General features: G+C 44.8%; 20 protein-coding genes and 2 tRNA genes. 14 read left to right on the forward strand and 8 right to left on the reverse strand.

The window, feature by feature from the left end:
- Nucleotides 1-25: 25 nt before the first annotated feature.
- The 4 genes from NBH14_RS06400 to NBH14_RS06415 all read left to right on the forward strand — a co-directional run bounded on the left by NBH14_RS06400 (nt 26) and on the right by NBH14_RS06415 (nt 1,504).
- Nucleotides 26-709 carry a tetratricopeptide repeat protein gene (locus NBH14_RS06400; RefSeq protein WP_007654107.1) on the forward strand — a complete coding sequence of 228 codons (684 nt, stop codon included), beginning with the start codon at nt 26-28 and terminating at the stop codon, nt 707-709.
- 75 nt (nt 710-784) lie between these two features.
- Complete coding sequence (ribH, locus tag NBH14_RS06405) at nt 785-1,267, forward strand: 6,7-dimethyl-8-ribityllumazine synthase (protein WP_007654108.1); 483 nt, start codon at nt 785-787, stop codon at nt 1,265-1,267.
- Between the two features lie 55 nt (nt 1,268-1,322).
- Nucleotides 1,323-1,405, forward strand: a tRNA-Tyr gene (locus NBH14_RS06410).
- A 26-nt stretch (nt 1,406-1,431) separates the two neighbouring features.
- Nucleotides 1,432-1,504, forward strand: a tRNA-Gly gene (locus tag NBH14_RS06415).
- Nucleotides 1,505-1,937: 433 nt separating this feature from the next.
- Here the strand turns inward: NBH14_RS06415 and NBH14_RS06420 are convergent.
- The gene (locus tag NBH14_RS06420; protein WP_186958312.1) at nt 1,938-2,405 is read right to left on the reverse strand and encodes a helix-turn-helix domain-containing protein; all 468 of its coding nucleotides are present in this window, start codon (nt 2,403-2,405) and stop codon (nt 1,938-1,940) included.
- Between the two features lie 248 nt (nt 2,406-2,653).
- Between NBH14_RS06420 and NBH14_RS06425 the strand changes: the two genes are divergently transcribed.
- The 7 genes from NBH14_RS06425 to NBH14_RS06455 all read left to right on the forward strand — a co-directional run bounded on the left by NBH14_RS06425 (nt 2,654) and on the right by NBH14_RS06455 (nt 11,167).
- Nucleotides 2,654-3,208, forward strand: coding sequence for a helix-turn-helix domain-containing protein (locus tag NBH14_RS06425; protein WP_007654110.1), 555 nt, complete (start codon nt 2,654-2,656; stop codon nt 3,206-3,208).
- An 80-nt stretch (nt 3,209-3,288) separates the two neighbouring features.
- Nucleotides 3,289-4,944: an AMP-binding protein gene (locus tag NBH14_RS06430; protein ID WP_186958313.1), complete on the forward strand. Its 1,656-nt coding sequence runs from the start codon at nt 3,289-3,291 to the stop codon at nt 4,942-4,944.
- A 14-nt stretch (nt 4,945-4,958) separates the two neighbouring features.
- Nucleotides 4,959-6,044, forward strand: a complete 1,086-nt coding sequence (gene proB, locus NBH14_RS06435; RefSeq protein WP_186958314.1) for a glutamate 5-kinase — start codon at nt 4,959-4,961, stop codon at nt 6,042-6,044.
- A 133-nt stretch (nt 6,045-6,177) separates the two neighbouring features.
- A complete protein-coding gene (locus tag NBH14_RS06440) occupies nt 6,178-7,425 on the forward strand; it encodes a glutamate-5-semialdehyde dehydrogenase (RefSeq protein ID WP_186958315.1) in 1,248 nt (415 codons plus the stop codon).
- A 79-nt stretch (nt 7,426-7,504) separates the two neighbouring features.
- Nucleotides 7,505-8,458, forward strand: a complete 954-nt coding sequence (locus NBH14_RS06445; RefSeq protein ID WP_186958316.1) for an N-acetylornithine carbamoyltransferase — start codon at nt 7,505-7,507, stop codon at nt 8,456-8,458.
- A gap of 318 nt (nt 8,459-8,776) precedes the next feature.
- Complete coding sequence (locus NBH14_RS06450) at nt 8,777-9,778, forward strand: FAD:protein FMN transferase (protein ID WP_128135780.1); 1,002 nt, start codon at nt 8,777-8,779, stop codon at nt 9,776-9,778.
- Nucleotides 9,779-9,877: 99 nt separating this feature from the next.
- Complete coding sequence (locus tag NBH14_RS06455) at nt 9,878-11,167, forward strand: NAD(P)/FAD-dependent oxidoreductase (RefSeq protein ID WP_186958317.1); 1,290 nt, start codon at nt 9,878-9,880, stop codon at nt 11,165-11,167.
- Nucleotides 11,168-11,484: 317 nt separating this feature from the next.
- On the opposite strand, the gene NBH14_RS06460 is transcribed toward NBH14_RS06455, so the two are convergent.
- The 5 genes from NBH14_RS06460 to NBH14_RS06480 form a co-directional block, all read right to left on the reverse strand.
- Complete coding sequence (locus NBH14_RS06460) at nt 11,485-13,542, reverse strand: outer membrane beta-barrel family protein (protein WP_186958318.1); 2,058 nt, start codon at nt 13,540-13,542, stop codon at nt 11,485-11,487.
- Between the two features lie 75 nt (nt 13,543-13,617).
- Nucleotides 13,618-13,842 carry a hypothetical protein gene (locus tag NBH14_RS06465; protein WP_007654122.1) on the reverse strand — a complete coding sequence of 75 codons (225 nt, stop codon included), beginning with the start codon at nt 13,840-13,842 and terminating at the stop codon, nt 13,618-13,620.
- 158 nt (nt 13,843-14,000) lie between these two features.
- On the reverse strand, nt 14,001-15,665 hold the full coding sequence (locus NBH14_RS06470) for an AMP-binding protein (RefSeq protein ID WP_007654123.1): 1,665 nt from the start codon (nt 15,663-15,665) through the stop codon (nt 14,001-14,003).
- 109 nt (nt 15,666-15,774) lie between these two features.
- Nucleotides 15,775-16,932 carry a 6-bladed beta-propeller gene (locus tag NBH14_RS06475; protein ID WP_186958319.1) on the reverse strand — a complete coding sequence of 386 codons (1,158 nt, stop codon included), beginning with the start codon at nt 16,930-16,932 and terminating at the stop codon, nt 15,775-15,777.
- Between the two features lie 177 nt (nt 16,933-17,109).
- Nucleotides 17,110-17,793, reverse strand: a complete 684-nt coding sequence (locus NBH14_RS06480) for a hypothetical protein (RefSeq protein ID WP_186958320.1) — start codon at nt 17,791-17,793, stop codon at nt 17,110-17,112.
- A 207-nt stretch (nt 17,794-18,000) separates the two neighbouring features.
- On the opposite strand from NBH14_RS06480, the gene mtaB reads away from it, so the two are divergent.
- From mtaB to NBH14_RS06495, 3 genes are all read left to right on the forward strand, one after another.
- Complete coding sequence (gene mtaB / locus NBH14_RS06485; RefSeq protein ID WP_186958321.1) at nt 18,001-19,329, forward strand: tRNA (N(6)-L-threonylcarbamoyladenosine(37)-C(2))-methylthiotransferase MtaB; 1,329 nt, start codon at nt 18,001-18,003, stop codon at nt 19,327-19,329.
- Nucleotide 19,330: 1 nt separating this feature from the next.
- Complete coding sequence (locus NBH14_RS06490) at nt 19,331-20,212, forward strand: lysophospholipid acyltransferase family protein (RefSeq protein WP_007654137.1); 882 nt, start codon at nt 19,331-19,333, stop codon at nt 20,210-20,212.
- A 126-nt stretch (nt 20,213-20,338) separates the two neighbouring features.
- Complete coding sequence (locus tag NBH14_RS06495) at nt 20,339-21,391, forward strand: glycosyltransferase family 2 protein (RefSeq protein ID WP_186958322.1); 1,053 nt, start codon at nt 20,339-20,341, stop codon at nt 21,389-21,391.
- A 222-nt stretch (nt 21,392-21,613) separates the two neighbouring features.
- Here NBH14_RS06495 and NBH14_RS06500 read toward each other — a convergent pair whose 3' ends face one another.
- A complete protein-coding gene (locus tag NBH14_RS06500) occupies nt 21,614-22,303 on the reverse strand; it encodes an HAD family hydrolase (protein WP_186958323.1) in 690 nt (229 codons plus the stop codon).
- Nucleotides 22,303-22,947: a MarC family protein gene (locus tag NBH14_RS06505; RefSeq protein WP_128133153.1), complete on the reverse strand. Its 645-nt coding sequence runs from the start codon at nt 22,945-22,947 to the stop codon at nt 22,303-22,305. The genes NBH14_RS06500 and NBH14_RS06505 overlap by 1 nt, the downstream gene beginning before the upstream one ends.
- Nucleotides 22,948-23,016 lie beyond the last annotated feature (69 nt).

Genomic DNA, 23,016 nt, shown 5'->3' on the forward strand with positions numbered 1-23,016 from the left:
AAATAATAAATAACTATAACACATTATGGCTACTAAGGAAAAAAACACCAACACGGAGTTAGAAGTAGAAGAAATTGTTTCAAGATCAGAGCAGTTCATTGAAAACAATTCAAAAAAGATCATTTACGGAATTATAGCTATCGCACTCGTTGTTGGAGCTGTTTTAGGAATTAAACACGGTTATTTGATTCCTCAGGAAAAGAAAGCAGCCGCTGCTATATTTAAAGGAGAACAGTATTTCGCTAAAGATTCTTTCAATCTGGCTTTAAACGGTAATGGCGCTGACTTTGACGGATTCGAAGGTATCATCGACCAATATGGAAGTACTGCTTCCGGCAACCTGGCAAAGGCTTATGCAGGTATCTGTTATTTCAAGATGGGAGAAACCGAAAAAGCTCTTGACAAACTGAAATCATTCAGCGGAGACGACAATATGATTTCTCCGGCTATCATCGGCCTGATCGGTGACTGCTATGTAAATATGGGTAATGTAAAAGAAGGTATCAGCTATTTCGAAAAAGCGGCTAAGAAAGCAGACAACGAAGTGATCAGCCCGGTTTATCTGAAAAAAGCAGGTATCGCTTACGAAAACCAGAAACAATACAGCGATGCAGTCAAAGCATACACTACGATCAAAGAAAAATATTTCAACTCAATGGAAGCTGCCGATATTGACAAATATATCGCTCGCGCTTCTGCTGCAAAATAATATTATCACTACGATATGAACTATATAAAAGGATGTCCATCAAAAAAGACATCCTTTTATTTTAAATAGAAAGTTATGGCTACAGCTTATCAAAATTTATCAGACTACGACTTCAACAGTGTTCCTGACGGTTCAGAAATGACGTTCGGTATTGTAGTCGCAGAGTGGAATAAGCACATCACCGAGAAATTACTGGAAGGTGCCTGCAACACTCTGGAAAAACATGGTGTAAAACCGGAAAATATCTATGTGAAACGTGTACCGGGTAGTTTCGAACTGACTTTTGGTGCAAAACGCATGGCTGAAACAAAAGATGTAAACGCAGTGATCGTTCTTGGCTGTGTTGTCAGAGGCGATACTCCACATTTTGATTATGTTTGTTCAGGCGTTACACAAGGTGTTACCGAACTAAACCTGATGTATGATATCCCATTCATTTTCGGTCTGTTAACTACCGACAATATGCAGCAATCGGAAGATCGTGCAGGCGGTAAGTACGGAAACAAAGGGGATGAAGCAGCAGTGACCGCATTAAAAATGGTTCATTTTTCTGACTAAACGCTTGCAGGTTTCAAAAATAATCGTACCTTTGCACTGCAATTGAAAATAATAGGGGCAGTTACCAGAGTGGCCAAATGGGGCTGACTGTAACTCAGCTGTCTTTCGACTTCGGTGGTTCGAATCCATCACTGCCCACTACTATTTCAAAAGCAATAAAAATTGCGGAAGTAGCTCAGTTGATAGAGCATTAGCCTTCCAAGCTGAGGGTCGCGGGTTTGAGCCCCGTCTTCCGCTCTCTGAAAAAAGGATAATCGAAAGGTTATCCTTTTTTTATATATTAAAAGTCCCGACTTTCACAAGCCGGGACTTTACCCGATAACTAAATCAAAAACTATGAAAAAATGAAGCTGATCAACCTCTCCCAATGAAAAAAAAGAAAAAACATAAATTTAATCATAGGCTACGAGTATTCTAGAAAAAGTAGTCCGACAAACGTCTTCATCAGACTACCCAAAGAAGAATCACTTCTTCTTTCTCTTTTTCATAGATAAGGTATGCCTATGCATCTATATACTTTAATACCTTTTATTTTTATCATTTATCTCTGATGCAAAGAAATAACAAAAAAAGAGAGCAAGCAAGTAAAAACAAGGCATGAAGATGACAAATAGAAGCCACCTTAGGACAAAATCGTTTTTGTCCGTTATTAGACAGCTTACCTATAAAATCAAGGGTTCCCTTTCCAATGAGAACGACGAAATTCACTGGGAGTCATATGATATACTGCTTTGAAATTACGAACAAATGTCCGGGAATTATTAAAGCACGATTCTGAAGCAACCACTTCAATCAATTTATTAGAAGGATCAAGCAATAAAGTAGAAGCATAAATAACACGCTGTTTATTTATATATCCATGAAAAGCCACATCATCTTTCAACCGAAGAACCTTATTCAATGACTTTTTCTTAACGTTACATTGACGGACAATGATATTTACAGTTATATCTTTATCCAGAAAATGCTTTTCAGTCACTACATACTGATGAATCTTATTATATATTTTCACAAATTCTGTATTATCTGAAAACTTTGATATTTTAGGATGGGGTATATTTCTATCCAATATAAATATAAGAAGACAAAAGTCAGGACGTTCTATTTCAAAGAAATGTATTTTAATCTTTTCAATCATGGGTTTACTATATTAATTATAATATTTTAGGGCAGACCCGATATAGCTTATAGTAAAAACCTAATCAATATATTAGATCCAGAGTTAACAATAACAAATTCAAGCCCTATACATAAACAAATATAGGATTTAACATTTGCTTATCCAAAGAAAATATCTAAATAACATTCTATCCCCCATTTTTCTAGTCATTTTGCTTTTTATTTATAACTTTGGGGCAACATAAATCTATAAACGATCTACAGAAGATGAACGAACAGATAAAACAGATAGCGGAGCGCCTGGCCGGTCTTCGTGATGCATTGGAGATAGCTCCTGAAGAAATCGCCAAGGTCTGTAACCTGACCACAGAGCAATATCTGGAACTGGAAAGCGGCAACGTCGATATTTCAGTCAGTGTCTTACACCAGATATCACAGGCATACGGAGTGGAACTTACCACACTTATGTTCGGTGACGAGCCTAAAATGAGCACTTACTTTATTACCCGTAAAGGAAAAGGTATTGCCGTTGAACGTACCAAGGCCTACAAGTATCAATCGCTGGCAGCCGGTTTTGCCGGACGCAAGGCAGATCCGTTCCTGGTTACCGTTCATCCGAAATCCGAAGAAGAACCCATTTATCTGAATTCTCATCCGGGACAGGAATACAACCTCGTACTGAAAGGACGTATGCTTTTGCAGATCAATAACAAGGAATTGATCCTTGAAGAAGGAGACAGCATATATTTCAACTCCGAACTGCCACACGGCATGAAAGCATTGGACGGAGAAAAAGTCAGTTTTCTGGCAATCATTTTATAAATCAGTAGACAGTTGACAAGCGAGAGCTGACAATTAATTATAAAAGCGACAACTATCCTTGTCCGTTAAATAAATAAATTATGTTAGAAAGATTCTTAGATCAGACGTCTTTTACGTCTCAGGAAGATTTTATAAAGAATTTCAAGATAAAAGTACCCGAGAACTTTAATTTCGGATATGATGTAGTAGATGCATGGGCCGCCGAAGAACCCGACAAAAAGGCTTTGTGCTGGACAAACGACCAAGGCGAACATATTGATTTCACATTTGCCGATCTGAAGAAATACACCGATCAAACGGCTGCCTATTTCCAGTCTTTGGGAATCGGACATGGCGATATGGTGATGCTGATCCTGAAACGCCGTTACGAATTCTGGTTCTCGATTATCGCATTGCATAAGTTAGGAGCGGTTGTTATTCCGGCAACTCACCTGCTGACTAAAAAAGATATTGTTTATCGCAATAACGCAGCCGATATAAAAATGATCGTTTGCGCCGGCGAAGAAATCATTACCAAACATATTATCGACGCCATGCCGGACTCTCCGACTATCGAGAAATTAGTCTCTGTCGGTCCTGAAATACCGGAAGGCTTCGAAGATTTCCATAAGGGAATCGAGGATGCGGCCCCATTCGTTCGTTCGTCTCATCCAAACAGCAATGACGATATTTCACTGATGTATTTTACATCGGGCACGACAGGTAATCCGAAGATGGTGGCACACGATTTCACTTATCCTCTGGGACATATCGTGACCGGTAGTTTCTGGCATAACCTGCACCGCGACAGTCTTCACCTGACGATTGCCGATACAGGATGGGGAAAAGCCGTCTGGGGAAAACTATACGGACAATGGATCGCCGGTGCGACTGTTTTCGTTTACGACCATGAGAAGTTCACACCAGCCGATATGTTACAGATGATTCAGGACTACAGAATCACTTCTTTATGTGCACCTCCAACAATCTTCCGCTTTCTGATCCGTGAAGATATGACAAAATACGATCTGTCATCCCTCCAATATTGTACGATTGCCGGTGAAGCACTGAACCCTGCCGTATTCGAAGCATTCTATAAGCTGACAGGAATCAAGCTGATGGAAGGATTCGGCCAGACGGAAACAACACTGACGGTTGCAACCTTCCCCTGGATGGAACCGAAACCCGGTTCTATGGGTGTTCCCAATCCGCAATATGATGTCGACCTGATCCGTCCGGACGGAACCCGTGCGGAAGATGGCGAACAGGGACAAATCGTGATCCACACGACCAGCGGCAAGCCTATCGGACTGTTCAAAGAATATTACCGGGATGCCGAACTGACTCACGAAGCCTGGCACGACGGCATGTATTATACCGGCGACGTTGCCTGGCGCGATGAAGACGGCTATCTGTGGTTTGTTGGCCGTGCCGACGATGTAATAAAAAGCTCCGGTTACCGTATCGGCCCGTTCGAGGTGGAGAGCGCCCTGATGACACACCCGGCAGTCGTAGAATGTGCCATCACCGGTGTGCCGGACGAAATACGCGGACAGGTAGTAAAAGCAACGATCGTACTGGCTAACGATTATAAAGAAAAGGCAGGCGAAGCCCTGATTAAGGAATTGCAGGATCACGTGAAACGTGTGACGGCTCCTTACAAATATCCGCGTGTAGTGGAATTTGTCGATGAGTTACCGAAGACCATCAGCGGTAAAATCCGTCGCGTGGAGATCAGGGATAAAGACAATAAATAACCGTGAACGCAAAGATGGCATATCAGTTTAAGCGGATAGCAGTAAAGATAGGAAGTAATGTGCTGACAAGGAAGGATGGCTCACTCGACGTCACCCGTATGTCAGCACTGGTTGACCAGATAGCCGAACTACACCGGAAGGGAGTTGAAGTTGTTTTAATCTCTTCGGGAGCGGTAGCTTCCGGGAGAAGCGAGGTGAAACCCGGCAAGAAGCTCGATGCCGTTTCAGCCCGCCAACTCTACTCCGCAGTAGGCCAGGCCAAACTGATCAACCGTTACTTCGAACTGTTTCGCGAACATAAGATCGCCTGCGGCCAGGTGCTCACTACGAAAGAGAATTTCGGCAGCCGCACGCATTATCTCAACCAGAAACATTGCATGGAAGTGATGCTCGACAATAACGTGATACCGATCGTAAACGAAAATGATACGATATCCGTTACAGAACTGATGTTTACGGACAACGACGAACTGTCGGGACTGATCGCCACCATGATGGGGATGGATGCACTTATCATCCTGAGTAATATCGACGGCATCTATAACGGAAATCCTGCCGATCCTGCCTCTACCGTTATCCGCGAAATAGACGGCGGGAAACAGGACCTTTCCGAATACGTACAAACCAGTAAGTCCTCATTCGGACGGGGTGGCATGCTGACTAAATGCAACATTGCACAGAAAGTTGCCGACGAAGGCATAACCGTCATTATTGCCAACGGGAAAAAGGAAAACATTCTGCCCCAATTGTTGGTTAAAGGAAGTACGGAAATATGTACCCGTTTCATTCCTGCGGCCAAGCCGGTCAGCAGCGTAAAGAAATGGATCGCCCACTCCGAAGGCTTTGCCAAAGGAGAGATACATATCAACAAAGGTACTGAAGAAGCATTGACCGGCCCACGTGCGACAAGCCTTCTATTAGTCGGCGTCACAGCCATTAAAGGAGAGTTTGAAAAGAACGACATCATAAAGATTGTCAATGAGGAAGGTATCCAACTCGGTGTCGGCTGCACCGGTTACGACAGCAATGAAGCAAAGAAGCTGATCGGGCAGCGCGACATAAAACCGTTGGTACATTATGACTATCTGTATCTGGATTAGAGACTAAACATAGCGACCGGTAGTAATCACTCCCCTCTTGAGAGGGGGTAGGGGGTGTGTTATCTTCCGTCATTCACGCAAATTATTACACACCCCCTGCCCCCTCTCAAGAGGGGAAAAGTTACTATCAAGAATGTCTATTAAGAACCTATTACAGCAGACCGTTGCCGCTTCACGCCAGCTGATCACGCTGAGCGACGAAGCCATAAACCGTATCCTGACCGATACAGCCGGCGAGTTGATGAACCGGCAAGCCGAAGTTCTTGCAGCAAACGAGAAAGACCTGTCCCGTATGGACCCGGCCAATCCCAAATACGACCGCCTGAAACTGACAACCGACCGTTTGGAAGGTATTGCCGGAGATATGCGGAATGTAGCAACACTCCCCTCACCGCTTGGAAAGGTATTGAGCGAAGTAACCCGCCCGAACGGCATGATGATCCGCAAGGTATCCGTCCCATTCGGAGTAATAGGTGTGATCTATGAAGCACGTCCCAACGTGACATTCGACGTATTCTCCCTCTGTTTCAAGAGTGGCAATGCCTGTGTATTGAAAGGCGGTTCAGATGCTGACGACTCTAACCGGGCACTGGTCGGTATCATCCATCAGGTGCTGGAACGTCATGGCGTAAACCCGGCTGTTTGTTGCCTGCTGCCACCTGACCGGGAAGCGACAACCGAACTGCTGAATGCCGTCGGACTGGTGGACCTGATCATACCACGCGGCAGCAGTTCGCTGATTAATTTCGTACGCGACAATGCCCGTGTCCCGGTAATCGAGACAGGAGCCGGTATCTGCCATACCTACTTCGACAAGGAGGGAGATAAAGAGAAAGGACAAGCCATCGTAAACAACGCAAAGACGCGCCGTGTCAGTGTATGTAACGCTTTGGATTGCCTGATCATCCATAAAGACCGGCTCGGTGACTTGCCCTATATCTGCAATAAGTTAAAGGACAGCCATGTAATCATATACGCCGATCAACCGGCTTTCAACTCCCTGGCTGGTTTTTATCCATCAGAACTGCTTCAACCGGCTACAGAAGACAGTTTCGGTACCGAGTTCCTCGACTACAAGATGAGCATCCGTACGGTTGCCAGTCTCGACGCAGCCTTGGAGCACATCGCCCGATACAGTTCAAAACATAGTGAAAGTATCGTAAGCGAATCGGCAGAAGCAATCCGTTTGTTCCAGCAGATGGTCGATGCCGCCTGCGTTTATGCAAACGTATCGACCGCTTTCACCGACGGCGCACAGTTCGGATTCGGGGCTGAGATCGGTATCAGTACGCAGAAACTGCATGCACGTGGGCCGATGGCGTTGCCGGAGCTGACCACCTATAAGTATATTATCGAAGGGGAAGGCCAGATTAGACAGTAGTAAGAAACAGCATTTGTAGCCTATGTTATCATTCAATTAAATTGACTACATTTGCCATTCATATAAACAGATAAACAACATGAGACATTTCACTTGTGTACAAGATGTAGGCGACCTGAAGCAGGCGCTTAACGAAGCATTCGAGATCAAGAAAGACCGCTTTCAATTCACAGAACTTGGCAAGAACAAGACGCTGCTAATGATATTCTTCAACTCCAGCCTGCGCACCCGCCTCTCTACCCAGAAGGCTGCGATGAACCTGGGGATGAACACGATGGTGCTCGACGTGAACCAGGGTGCCTGGAAACTGGAAACCGAACGCGGTGTCATCATGGATGGCGACAAACCCGAACATTTGCTGGAGGCTATTCCTGTCATGGGTTGCTACTGCGACATCATCGGTGTCCGTTCCTTTGCCCGTTTCGAAAACAAGGCGGACGATTACAATGAAAAGATTATCTCCGAATTCATCCAGTACTCCGGTCGTCCGGTATTCAGCATGGAAGCGGCTACCCGCCACCCATTGCAGAGTTTTGCCGACCTGATTACGATTGAAGAATACAAGAAGACTGCCCGTCCGAAGGTGGTTATGACCTGGGCGCCTCATCCGAAAGCCTTACCGCAGGCCGTTCCCAACAGTTTCGCCGAATGGATGAATGCAACCGACTACGAGTTCGTCATCACCCACCCCGAAGGTTACGAGCTCGACCCGAAGTTCGTCGGCAATGCCCGCGTAGAATATGATCAGAAGAAAGCCTTCGAAGGTGCCGACTTTATCTACGCCAAAAACTGGGCCGCCTATGCCGACCCGAATTATGGCCAGGTATTAAGCAAAGACCGCGCCTGGACTGTCGATACGGAAAAGATGGCACTGACCAACAATGCTTATTTCATGCACTGCCTGCCGGTTCGCCGTAACATGATCGTCACCGACGACGTGATCGAAAGCCCGCAAAGCATCGTCATCCCCGAAGCAGCCAACCGGGAAATCTCAGCACAAACAGTATTGAAGAAGATATTGATGGGGTTATAACCGGAAAGAAAACCTGTCCCCGTGCCTGACACGGGAGCAGGTCGGTTATGTCACCTATAGGAAGTCACCACGTCACTTATGGGAAGTCACCGTGCCACCTATATGTCTTAATTTCCTTAGGAGGAAACTCCAGTTTCCTAAGGAAGAAACGCGCGTTTCCTGCCGAGGAAATTACAGTTCCCTGCCCAGGGAACTACAGTTTCCTAAACACGAAACTACGAGGAAACTGTAATCGAATGTATATTAAATATATAGTCCCCTATAAAGAACAAAGCAAAAAGAAGTAAATTCTCCCTATATTATTCATCCCGGAAAACAATGAAACACTCTTCTATCCTACTTGCCTTTTTCACTCTATATCTATTGAGCAGTTGTGCGAAACAGAAACAGTATTACGAAGTAACCGGCATGCTTCATACTCCATATCAAATCAAGTTCGAATATACCGAATCACTGGAAGATGAAATCAGTGCTGAACTTCAACGCTACTACCATTGCCTCAATCCGTTCGATTCTACCTCCGTCATCTCCCAGGTAAACCAAAACAAAGATATAGAGGTCGATGATCTTTTCATCGAAGTCTTCAATAAAGCGATGGAAGTATCCGGACAGACCAATGGCATCTATGATATTACCTGTGCCCCGTTTATTAATCTTTGGGGATTCGGATTCAGCAAGAGTGACAGTGTTACGCCGGCTATGATAGATAGCATACGTCCATTTGTCGGTTATCAGAAAGTCCGTTTGGAGGGACGGAAGGTTATCAAAGACGATCCCCGCCTTCTGCTGAATTGTTCCTCTTTGGGAGACGGATGCTGTTGCGAAGTCATCGCCCGCCTCTTCGACAGTAAAGGCATCGAAAACTACCTGATCGATATAGGTGGTGAAACGACAGCCAAAGGCGTCAACCCTAAAGGTGAATGCTGGCACGTCGGGATCACCAGGCCATCCGATGATCCGATGGGCACGAATAAAGAGTTGCAGGTGATCCTCCTGTTATGCGGACGCCACGGCCTTGCCACTTCCGGCGACTACCGCAACTTCTACATCAAAGACGGAAAGAAATACGCCCATACCATCGACCCGAGAACAGGTTCTCCCGCCGGACAGCCCGTCCTAAGCGCAACCGTTATCGCCGCCGACTGCATGACCGCCGACGCTTACGCTACCGCCTTCATGGCTATGGGCCGCGAAGAAGCCCGCAAAATCCAACAACAACATCCGGAACTGGAATATATGTTTATCTATGCGGATGAGAATGGAGACTATCGCACGGATTATACGGAAGGATTTAAACAGTATTTGTTTCAGAAGCCATAATTCCTGATAACTTATCCTATAAATCAAGGCCTTCCCCCTATTCCATCCGAACATATTCCGTCTCCGATTGTTCTATTATAAAACATAACATAGAACATCATGGGCTTCAACATCGCAAAAACAAATAAGAAACGCGTAGTCATCATAGGGGGTGGCTTCGGCGGATTAAAGCTGGCCAATAAACTGAAGGGGAGTAATTTCCAGGTTGTCCTGATAGACAAAAACAATTTCCATCAGTTCCCGCCTTTGTTGTATCAGGTAGCATCGTCCGGGCTGGAACCGGGCTCAATCATATTTCCTTTCCGGAAGATATTCCAGAAGCAGAAAGACTTCTACTTCCGGATGGCGGAAGTGAAAGCCATCATTGCCGAACGCAATCTGATTGAAACATCCATCGGTGAATTAACCTACGATTATCTGGTGATTGCTTCGGGAACTATCACCAACTTCTTCGGCAACAAGACCATTGAAGAAAAGGCTTTGCCGATGAAGACAATCCAGGAAGCTCTCGAACTCAGGAATACCCTACTCTCAAACTTCGAGAAGGCTACAATCTGTACCGACCCGGAGGAACGGCAAGCACTGATGAACGTAGTTATAGTCGGTGGCGGTGCAACAGGCGTTGAAATATCGGGCGTATTGGCCGAGATGAAAAGATTCGTTATGCCCAAGGACTATCCGGACCTGAAACAGTCGGACATGCACATCTACCTGGTGGAAGGTTCTCCCCGGCTACTCGGAGTGATGTCGCCCGAAGCATCAGCCAATGCAGAAAAATTCCTGAAAGGAATGGGAGTAAACATCATACTCAACAACCGTGTTACAGACTATCAGGACGGAAAAGTGATACTGGACGACAACTCCACCATCGCCACCAAAACACTCGTATGGGTCAGCGGAGTAACCGCCACCCATTTCGAACATATTGATAAAGAGGCATTAAACCGCGGCGGACGAATAACGGTAAATGAATTTAACCAGATGCCGGGAATGGCAAACGTTTTTGCCATCGGAGATGTCTGCTTCCAGACAGAGGAAGACTACCCGAACGGCCACCCACAGGTAGCCCAGGTAGCAATCCAACAAGGTAACCTGCTTGCCGACAACCTCAAACGGCTGGAATCGGGCAAAGAATTAAAAGCCTTCCATTATCTAAATCTCGGAACACTGGCTACCGTTGGACGCAATAAAGCGGTGGCCGACCTGAAAAAGTTAAAGCTGCAAGGGTTCATTGCCTGGATGGTTTGGATGGGAGTCCACCTCCGTTCTATCCTGGGTGTCAAAAACAAACTGATGGTGCTGATCGAATGGGTATGGAGCTACTTCACATACGACCAGTCCATTCGCCTGATATTGTATATCCCTAAAAGAAAAAAGAATTCGGCATAACGATATGAACGAAATATTCATTTATAGAAATAATTGAGCTATCCAACTGTCAAAGTGACTCATCTGTTACAGGTTCATTTGCCGTCTGCTTTAGCTGACGGTTTATAAGCAGGTTCTTTTTTTGGCTTTAGCCACATTTCTCTCAGATAGAAAGCTTTAAGAAATGGGACTAAAGTCCAAAGAGATAGATTCTTTACTAGTCCGTCAGCTAAAGCAGACGGCAAATAGACCTGTAATAGTCAAGTGAGGTTGATGACAGGATAGTATCTGATAAGATTTGAGCCTATCTATCTTTATCTACGCCATCAAAATACCATTTACAAACTATAGGTCAATGTCAGCCAGGTCACCCGTGCATCCCGGTTGCGTACTTGCTCCATGTGCATTTTGCTTGTATCGATAAGGGTCGTCTCTTCCAGGCCGTCAAAGATATTATTGATACTCAGATTGGCACGCAGTTTACGATGCATGAAATATTGGGAAAGCCCGGCATTCACACTGCTGTGGCTTTTAATTTTACCCTGCGGAGTCAGTTGGTCCGAGATAAAGAAACCATCCAACTGAAACTCCGTGGTCGGGGTGATATAAATACTCACACTTCCTTTCAGGTCGGTACAAACCATTGACTTTTTCTCCTCATAGCCAACCGTTCTGCCATCAATCTCATCTCTGTACACATTGCCGGAGAAACCGATATTCAGGAGACGGATAGGATTCCAGTTTCCGGAAAGTTCAAAACCCAATGCCTGGCTGTGGCCTATATTCTCTTTCTGCCAGATAGACTCCTCGTTTATCACTTCCATAATCCGGTTCGATTTGTTACGATAATAAATAGCCGGAGAGAAACGGAAACGATTTGCAACCAACAGATAAGACAATTCCAATGAATGAATGAACTCATCCTTCAAATCCGGATTCCCCTGTGACAGATGAGTCGGGTCACTGTAATTGGTGAAAGGACTCAAATCCGCTCCATTAGGACGAATCACGCGTTGCAGATAACTCAATGACAAACTACCCGCGTTGCCGGTCTGTAAAGAAAACTTTACCCGGGGATATACATGAAAACGAGTATTGCTTTTCTGTGTTTTGAATTTCTGCGCATTGACTTCCGCCTGTAAACCGGCTTCGGCAGAGAAGCGGTCCCAACGTCTGTCGACCGAGGCGTACAACAAATGGGTATTCCGGTTGAAAGAATAATCGTATGTTTTATTTGCAACGGGAGTCCAGTTATTATCATCCAAGCCGATGTCGTTTGTCTCCGTCCTGTAAGTTTCATCCTTGATACGTCCGATATATCCGGCTTTGAAATACCATTCATCAGCAAACAACTTACTGAAAGCAGCAGAAAAATAATAATTATGCTTGTCCTGATTGATGAACATATTGTCTTTCTTCAGGATAGTTCCGGTTCCCGGCTTCTCATTTTCATAGTAATTGTCCTCATCATAACCGAAGTCATTATAATTGAATGTTACACTCAACTGATCCAACGGATTGGAAAAATGATGGTTCCAACGGGCCTCCAAGGCATAAGCATCCTGACGCTGGTCGTTATAACGATGGCGAGTCATCTGGTTCTTTACACTTCCATCCGGATTCAAGACCTTATTATTGATTCCCCCATAACGGCTGTAATCCATCAAATGATATAATCCGTAGACAGTCAGCAAGTCTTTTGAAGTCAGGTCATACCCCACACTCAGGTCGGCCAGATGAACATCCGGACGTGCCGATGCATTATTATTCATTATGGTTGTACCGGCATCCGTTTTTGTCGTCTTGTCAAACGAACGTTCGCGGTATTCTTTCCGGTAATTATATTTCCCAATGATATGAAATTTTCCCGGATGCAGATTTACGATTGCTCCGGCATTATACCGTTCCTGCAATCCCGCTCCCAACGTCACCGTCAGCGGCGAATCCGATTTTGTATAATTGGTAGAGGAAAGGTTCAGTACACCGGCATCCCCATCTGGCACCAGCGAAATATCAGGCAAGGCAGACATTGATATCCGGTTGAAAAATAAAGCAGGCAACTGGATAAGGACATCTCCGCTATATTCCTCCAGCAACCCGTAAGGAATACCATTAATCAGCATCCCTGCTTTCCCCGACCCGCGATAAGTGACTCCCCCTTCAATATCGGTCACCAGCGAAGGCATTTGCCGGAAGGCTTCGGATACCGTGCCCGTCATACTGCTCAGGTTCTTGTCTACCTGAAGACGTTTAACCTCACCGCCATTGAGACCGGCAATACGTTTACCCTGTATTTCCACATTCTGCAACTGCAAATTCATGTCAACCGGGGTCTGGGCATACATCGTATGACTCAACAATGCGACAACTGGGATAATGATTCGATTTCTTTTCATATTGAATACCGTTATAAACAAAAAAAGTCTGTATGTTTGAGCATACAGACTGTCCTTTTAACTGATTACTGAATATTATTCAGCAGGAGCAGCTTCTGTTTCAGTAGCAACAGCAGTTGAATCACCTTCAGCAGGAGCAACTTCTTCTGTTACTGTTTCTTCTTCAACAACTGCAGGAGTAGTTTCTTCTACTGTAGTTTCTGTTTCAGCTACTTCAGCATTTGATTCTGCAGATTTGTTACCACATGATGTGAAAGAAACGGCTGCAACGATAGCAGCAAATGCAACTAACTTTTTCATTTTGTCTTTAATTTAAACGGTCTATAATATCTTCTTGTTGTTGTAAAACGATGCAAATGTATGTATTAATTATATATGTTGTACAACATAAGATGTTTTTTTTTCAATTATTTTTTGCAACAAGCGTAATAGACTGTTAATCAAGATATGGATACCTATCAATAGTTGCTGTACAAATACCTCTTGATACTCTTCTTAGGTGTTTTTTCAAACTCTGTCGGGTATAATTGTATTTCTGAAACAACTTCATAGGAAGCCAGCTGCTTATTTAACTCAACCCGGTTCTGTTCCATAATGACCGGCAGGTCGGTATGGGATATTCCGGTACCGTCTACCGTGTCGTAATCTGGATAGACCAAAGCTACCAGCTTGCCGTTTTTCTCGATAACGATACTTTCCATGACGAAAGGCAGGTTATTGATTTTCGACTCAATCTCTTCCGGATAGATATTCTGTCCACTTGCACCCAGAATCATTGTCTTGCTACGGCCCCGGATAAAGATACGGTTATCCGCATCAATCGTTCCCAGGTCGCCGGTATGAAGCCAGCCGTCTTCGGTAAAAGCATTCTTCGTTGCTTCTTCATTCTTATAGTAGCCTTTCATTACATTCTCACCCCGGACCTGGATTTCCCCTACCTTATTATAGGGATCATCAGAATCGATACGTACTTCCATGATTCCTTTCAGGACTTGCCCGCAGGAACCGGGCACATATTCATAATTGTGGTCGTAGCTAATCAGCGGCCCGCATTCGGTCATTCCGTAACCGATAGTAAACGGGAATTTGATTTTATACAGGAAATCACTCACTTCCTGGTTCATGGCAGCTCCACCGACAATCACTTCACGGAAGCGTCCTCCCATAGCATCCACCAGATGTTTACGAATCTGGGCATAGATGCGCGAATCCAGCAAAGGAATATTCAATGCCAGCTTCATCGTTGTTTTACTCAACTGCGGAAGAATCATCTTTTTGTATATCTTTTCCAGAATCAGCGGAACGGTCAGAATCAGGTTCGGTTTTACCTCTTCAAATGCTTTCAATAAGATTTTCGGAGAAGGGACTTTCCCCAACATATAGACATGGGCACCCACCGCCATCGGTACGAGAAAGTTGAAAGCACAACTATAGGCATGTGCCAACGGCAGGAAGCATAATTCGCGGTCGCCACGATACATCAAATCGAGGGTCTTGGCATAAGTTACATTTCCCGCCAGATTATTTCCGGTCAGCATAACGCCTTTACTGAAACCGGTCGTACCGGAAGTATAGTTCAGCAGGACAACCTTATCGTTATCCAGTTCGGCATATTTTATATCGTTCTTGCTGAATCCTTTCGGATACTTTTCCGCCATCTTTTCATCCATCGACTTCATCAACTTCTGAATGCTTTCGCCGTCACGCTGATGCAGGCAACGGAAATCGGAAAGAGAGAACACACCGCGTATCTCTTCTATCTTATCCTCTTCCAGCGAATCCCAGATACGGTCGCTGACGAACAGGAAGACCGATTCGGAATGATTGATAATATGATGTACGTCGTTCGGGTTGAAATCTTGCAAGATGGGCACTATGATTGCACCATACGTAACAGCCGCCATATAGACAATACACCAGCGGGCACTGTCTTTACCGATCAGAGCGATTTTATCTCCCCGGCGTATCTGACATTCCTCAAACAGGATATGGATACGGGCTATTTCCTTCGCAACATCCTCGAATGTAAAAGTGACGTTCTTGCTGTAATCTGTCAGTGCGGGTAACGACCAGTTTTCCTTGAAACTGTTTTCGTATATCTTAATGAAGTTTTCTTGTATCATAGCACAGATGCTTATATTTTGTGCAAAAATACAGACTATCCGGCAGATACACAACAGACAGGCTGAGTTTAACCCTTAACCGGTCAAACTCAGCCTCTGTTTGATTTCTTTATTTCTTATGCTTTATCAGCATAATCACCGGATTCGCTTCCTCATCCAAGGTTGCCGCAATTTCTTTCAACCGGCCTTTCAGCTGTCCTTTTTCATAAGCCTCCGTAAGGTCAGAGGCTTCTAAAGATAGACTGACCGGTATTTCTTGATTTTTAGGCTTCGAAAAGAAAGAGACCTGTTTCTTATTCGAGTAATCAGCATTACATATAGTGTAGTTGAAGATTGCTTTTTCCTGCTTGTCATATACCAAATCGGTACCGGGGAATCCTTTAAACGTTTTATAATCCAATTCTTTCTTCATAGTCCGCATGAAATAATAGCGGTCGGTGATAATGGTTGGGAAAAGAAAGACTTCTACTTCCATGGATTGTATGGAGGGAGTTCTGACAATAGAAGGAGTTAGATTGCCCTTCGGCAAATAGTTGTACACAGTATCGGAAGATGTATTCACAAGCACCCAATGATCCTTGGCTGGAAATGTCATATGAAACTCAGGCGTTACAACCAATTCATCTTTCATCACAACCGGTGTCTTCATCTCTTTAAAGGGAATTGGTATTTCCCGGGTGACACTTCCGTCCTGCTTTGAAAACAGTATATGGCATGCCTGCCTGTTTTCTTCCGGTGTTCCATAGTATTTCTTATAAGTAATCAGATGTTCCCGGTCGTAATCGAATACATCATCATAATAACTGTTATCTGCAAATTTGAAACTTCTTTTAAAGTTTCCGGATAAGTCATATGCCAATATATTCTTAGTATAGTCTACGACAAACAATTCGTTATTATCTTCATCCAGAATAATTCCTGAAATACCGGAATATTCCTCAGCGCCCTGCCCCAGACGGTTTATCTTTCGCAGGCCCTTACCGGTTTTCCTGTCAAAGACAAAGATATTTCCATCGTTCCGGTTTCTTACCAGCAAGAATTCTTTACCGACAGCTTCCACAATACCATGAGTGATAAACTCGTCAGTGGTTTCCAGCGGAACGTATTCCACATCCATTATATCCTGGAGAATCAGTTCCTTTTCAGGATAGCTGGCAGTAACATCGACACTGATAATCTCGTCATTTTGGGAACCGGACTGTTGGCAACCAGTGCATCCCACTAAGAAAAAGAGGATAATTGCCAGATTTGCATTCAGTTTCTTCATTTCTTTCTGTTTGTTGTGAATACTAATTACGAACAACCTTACGTTTGCACGAATAAATCGTACGAAATATACGTACTTTCTGGCGAATAAACAACTCAATCTGTAAAATGGCATGCAGAGAGCATCTATATCTGCCCAATCTGCATGCCATTCTACATATTTCCTCTTTATTACCTGTTAACCCGGAATAACGGTCAATTCATTCAAATCTATTTCATCCAGTTTCTTATTCACAAAGAAAGGACAATAAAACAGTAAATCATCCATACCTTTTATCTTCTCGAAGCCTAGCTTTTGAAAATAAGAAGTCAATTTGCTGAATGCTTTCTTTTCATTCTTTTCAAGTCCTTTATACCAGTTCTTGTCTTCCCAGGGATCTTCACAAATACAATGTTCTCCCTCTAATTGCAAGGGGAAAGGATAAATAACGAACAAACCACAAGCCGTGCTAAAATGGAAGATCGTATCTTTAATTACTTTCTTAGAAATTCCGTATCCCCTATATTCGGGAATAAGTACCAATCTATCCAATACGCAAACATTGTTATTCATGCAACACTCCGGATATTTCTCTATTATGGACTGTTTGAAAATATCCAGGTCCGACTCTGGCTCAAGATCCAGGATCTGCCCCAATTCTCTATTCATATCCGCTAATTCAGCAAGGTCATACTGATTTTCCAACGCCTGACTTAATAAAATAACTTTTATACAAGATTTACCAATCAGCACACTATCTCCCTCATTATCGGCATCTTCAGCATAGATATCAATAAATACAGTTTGAAAATATCTCTCACCTTCCAATTCACCAGTTCCTGAACTAAAGGAATACCTAAAACTTAAAAATAACTCTTTCATATCGTATCATTTATTAAATTGTTACAAATTTAGCAGAAAGCTTTTATAATAGACCTAGATAATCAATATTTATTATTCGCCACACCATTTATAAAACAGCGCATTTCATAAAACCCGACCTAATAACGAGATTACTGAAACCACAGAAAACACCAACAATCTACATGTCAATAATTTTAATTACATTTGCGCGATAATTCAATCGCAATGATAGACAAAACCGTATTTGAAAATAAAATAGCTGCTTATTATACCCTGGGCTGTAAGCTCAACTTCGCAGAGACCTCCACCATCGGGAAGGTATTGGCAGAGCAGGGCGTACGTAAAGTCCGTGCGGGTGAGAAAGCAGATATCTGTGTCGTAAACACCTGCTCGGTTACGGAACTGGCCGATAAGAAATGTCGCCAGGCCATCCGTCGCATCAGCAAACAGCATCCGGGAGCCTTTATTGTTGTGACCGGCTGTTACGCGCAACTCAAACCGGAAGAGGTGGCCCATATCGAGGGGGTCGACCTGGTTTTGGGTGCAGAGCAAAAACTGGATATATTAATGTATCTGGATGACCTGAAAAAGAAAGAAGAAGGCGGCGCAGTCGTTGCCTCACAGACTAAAGATATACGGACTTTCTCCCCTTCCTGTTCGGCAGACGACCGTACGCGTCATTTCCTGAAAGTACAGGACGGATGCGATTACTTCTGCTCCTATTGTACCATTCCTTTTGCCCGCGGACGAAGCCGCAACGGCACAATCGCCAGTATGGTGGAGCAGGCACGGGAAGTAGCTGCCAAAGGTGGAAAAGAAATCGTGCTGACCGGAGTCAATATCGGCGACTTCGGCAAGTCGACAGGCGAGACTTTTATCGACCTGATTCGTGCACTCAACGAAGTGGAAGGTATCGTACGTTACCGCATTTCTTCCATCGAGCCGAACCTTATTACAGACGAGGCCATCGACTTCGTAGCCTCCAGCAAACGGTTCGCCCCTCACTTCCATATCCCTTTACAGAGCGGAAGCGACGAGGTGCTGAAACTGATGAAACGCCGTTACGACACGGCCCTTTTCCGTCATAAGATTGAGAAGATTAAGGAAATCATGCCCCACGCTTTTATCGGGGTGGACGTGATTGTCGGGACACGCGGCGAAACGGACGAGTTCTTCGAAGATGCCCGCAACTTTATCGACAGCCTGGACATCAGCCAGCTGCATGTATTCAGCTATTCGGAACGCCCAGGAACACAAGCGTTGAAGATTGCCCATTCGGTCGACCCGAAAGTAAAACATGCCCGCAGCCAGCAACTGCTGGATATTTCCGACAGGAAACTTCATGCTTTCTACGACGCCCATATCGGCAGCCAGGCGGAAGTTTTATTCGAACATACCCGCAAAGACGGCCGGATGCACGGCTTTACAGAGAATTATATTAAAATCGAGATACCTTACAACAGTTCGCTGGTAAACGAAACCCGACGGGTGACGCTGACCGGATGGAACGAAGACCGTACCGCATTAAATTGTGAATTAGTAACTATCGGTTGATATGTGGAATAAAATTCAATACGGATTAATCTTTGCATGGGCCAAGCTGCATGCATTTTTACCGATGTCGGTACTGTATGTACTGTCCGATATCCTGTATGTACTTATCTATTGGGTGATTCGTTACAGGATAAAAGTAGTGCGCCGCAACCTGGAAGCCTCTTTCCCCGAGAAATCGGAAATAGAATTACGCCGGCTGGAAAGGGCCTTTTACCATCATTTTGCCGACTATATCGTCGAGACAATCAAACTGGCGCATATCTCTCCCGAAGAAGTATTGCGCCGTGCCCATATCAAAAATCCCGAAGTGGCAACCCGTTTGCAGGCAGAAGGACAAAAAACAGTGATGATGCTGATGGGCCATTACGGCAACTGGGAATGGTTCAGTGCCTCCAGCCTGGTATATACCGATTCGTGCCTGTGGCAAATCTACCGGCCGTTAAATAACAAAGCTGTCGACCGCCTGTTCATTTATCTGCGCACCCGCTTCGGTTCTTATGGAATGAAGAAGAACGACACGGTACGCGACATGATGACGTTGAAGAAAGAAGGCAACAACAACATCGTTATCTTCATAGCCGACCAGACACCCAGCAAGGCAAACCTGCATTACTGGACTACCTTCCTGAACCAGGATACCGCTATGCTGAACGGTGCGGAACGTATCGCCCGTAAACTGGATTTGCCAGTCATCTTCCTGGATGTACAGAAAGTGAAGCGCGGCTACTATACAGTCGAAATGAAGCTGATGACCGCCCATGCCAAACAGACTGCCGAGAACGAGATTACCGAATCATACGCCCGCATGACGGAAAAGATGATTCTCCGCAATCCGGCCTATTGGCTCTGGACACATAAACGTTGGAAATATAAACGGGAGTAATCCCCTCCCCTCTCGAGAGGGGGCAGGGGGTGTGTTATGGTTCAGCCTTATAACTAGCTTTAACACACCCCTTATCCCCTCTCGAGAGGGGAAACAGTTACAACCAGTCACTATAATAAATATATCATGACAAATAATACTACTTCCTTCCCCCATCTGTCAACTAAAAAAGTAGCCATCGTCATCCTTAACTGGAACGGTGCGAAGCTGATGGAAGAATTTCTCCCGTCGGTAATAGCATACAGTCCGGCAGAAGGGGCGGAAGTAGTCGTGGCCGATAATGGTTCTACCGACAACTCGATAGCCCTGTTGCAGGAAAAGTTCCCTTCCGTCCGCATTATCCGGCTGGATAAGAACTACGGTTTCGCCGAAGGATATAACCAGGCACTCAAACAACTCGACAACGAATATACCGTCCTGCTGAACAGTGATGTCGAAGTAACGCCCGGCTGGCTCGACGCACCGTTGGCTGCCCTTGAAGCCGATACTACCATCGCCGCCGCCCAACCTAAGATACGGGCACAGCGCAACAAGGAATATTTCGAATATGCCGGAGCTGCCGGCGGTTATATGGACATTTACGGGTATCCTTATTGCCGGGGACGCATTCTGCATATAGTAGAAAAAGACGAAGCCCAATATGATACGCCTGCCGATATCCTCTGGGCAACAGGGGCCTGCCTGTTTATCCGTACCGCCGCCTATAAGGAAGTAGGCGGCCTCGATGCCGGTTTCTTTGCCCATCAGGAGGAGATAGATATGTGCTGGCGGTTACGTTCGCGGGGGTATCGGCTGGTATGTACGCCCCAATCGGTCGTTTATCATGTCGGAGGGGCGACTTTGCAGGTGGAGAGTCCCCGCAAGACTTTCCTCAACTTCCGCAATAACCTGCTGATGCTTTACAAGAACCTTCCCGAAAAAGACCTGAAACCTGTAATGCGTGCCCGCTTCTGGTTGGATTATATAGCTGCTACGAAATTCCTGTTATGCGGCCATATTCAAAATGCCAAGGCCGTATATGAGGCCCGCAAAGCCTTTTTCGATATGAAACCGGAATATACAGAGAAACGCAGGGAGAACCTGGCAAAGACAACGCTTCCGATTATCCCGGAACTGATGCGCAGCAGCCTAATCCTCGCTTTCTATTTGAAAGGGAAAAAGAAATACTCCGACCTTTAAGTACTTTCTTCATAATATCTAAGTGGAAAGGATATGATATCTAACCTTTTTTGTCAGGACTTTTAGAAAAGAAAGATTAAGCATACATATATGTAAGGTATGCTTTACATTTCCGAAAGTTCAACCTTGCATATTTGCAACGTATATATTACATATTTAAAAATCATAACAAAAAGGATTAATTGTCAGGACCCCAAAGGATAAAACCTGTAATGAACCGATTTAAGGAAGCAGAGAGATAATATCCCACAACGAATCGACAGTAAAGAACCGCGGGTTTACGACAGGCTCATCCACCTTTTCATGTTCCCAGGTAGTGTGGTAAGGGATATGAACAGCATAACTGCCAAGTTCCAAAGGCGGGAGGATATCGGAACGGACAGAGTTGCCAATCATCAGAAATTCTTCGGGACGAATATCCAAATGCTTCAATAGCAGACGGTATTCACGGTCGGTCTTGTCGCTCATTATCTCGACGTGATGGAAAAGATGCTCGATACCCGAGCGGCGCAGTTTCTGTTCCTGGTCGAGCAGGTCGCCTTTGGTCACAACAATCAGACGGTAACGGCCAACCAACGCATTCAGTGTCTCCTCCACTCCATCCAGCAGTTCTACCGGCTTGGTGAGTTGTTCTTTTCCCAGGGCCAGGATTTGCTCCAGTACACTTGCCGGGACTTTACCACCGGTGATACGGATAGCCGTTTCCAGGACAGACAAGATATAAGCCTTTACCCCGTAACCGTAAAGAGGCATGTTGCGGCTTTCCGTGCGGAACAGTTCAGCCGAGACAGTTTCGCCATCTACATAGGGAGCAAGCAAAAGGTGGAGCTTCTGCTCTGTCTCCAGAAAATAAGTTTCGTTTACCCAAAGTGTATCATCGGCATCGAAGCCAATCACCTGTATTCCTTCCATTATAAATTAGCTTGTTGCAATATATCAATCATTATTGGTTTGAAACCGCTTACAAAACATTCCACGGCAATAACCATCAGGATAAGTCCCATCAGACGCATCATCACGTTATTACCCGTCTCACCCATATATTTGTTCAGCCGGGTGGAAGCACGGAGTATCAGGAAAGTGATAAAATAGACCGATGCTATCACACTCACCAGCAGTATTTTCTTTATCAACGTATCCGCATCTTCCATCAGCATGATACCGTTGGCTATCGCACCGGGACCACAAAGCATCGGAATGGCGAGCGGGGTGACGGAGATATCGTTTACATACGTCTTTACCTCTTCATCCTTCAGTTTTGCCTTGGAATAACGTGCCTGAAGCATGTCGAATCCGATGGTAAAGATAATAATACCGCCGGCAATACGGAAACCGTTTGTAGAGATACCGAAGAACTTGAACAGGAACTGCCCCGAGAAAGTGAAAACCATCAGCGTGATAAAGGATACGATGGTAGCACGGCGCACGATGGTTTTGCGTTCATCGTCACTCATCCCGTTAGTCATCGTCAGGAAAACCGGCATAGTGCCCAACGGGTTTGTCAGCGTGAAAAAAGAAGTGAAGCACAAAAGGGCAAAAGGTAATAGTGTATCCATAATAATAATAATGATTTAATGTGATAATATGCCAATGTGCCAATTAAAGTACCCTCATTGGCATATTGG

Source organism: Parabacteroides caecihominis (assembly GCF_023656785.1).
GTDB classification, from domain to species: domain Bacteria; phylum Bacteroidota; class Bacteroidia; order Bacteroidales; family Tannerellaceae; genus Parabacteroides; species Parabacteroides segnis.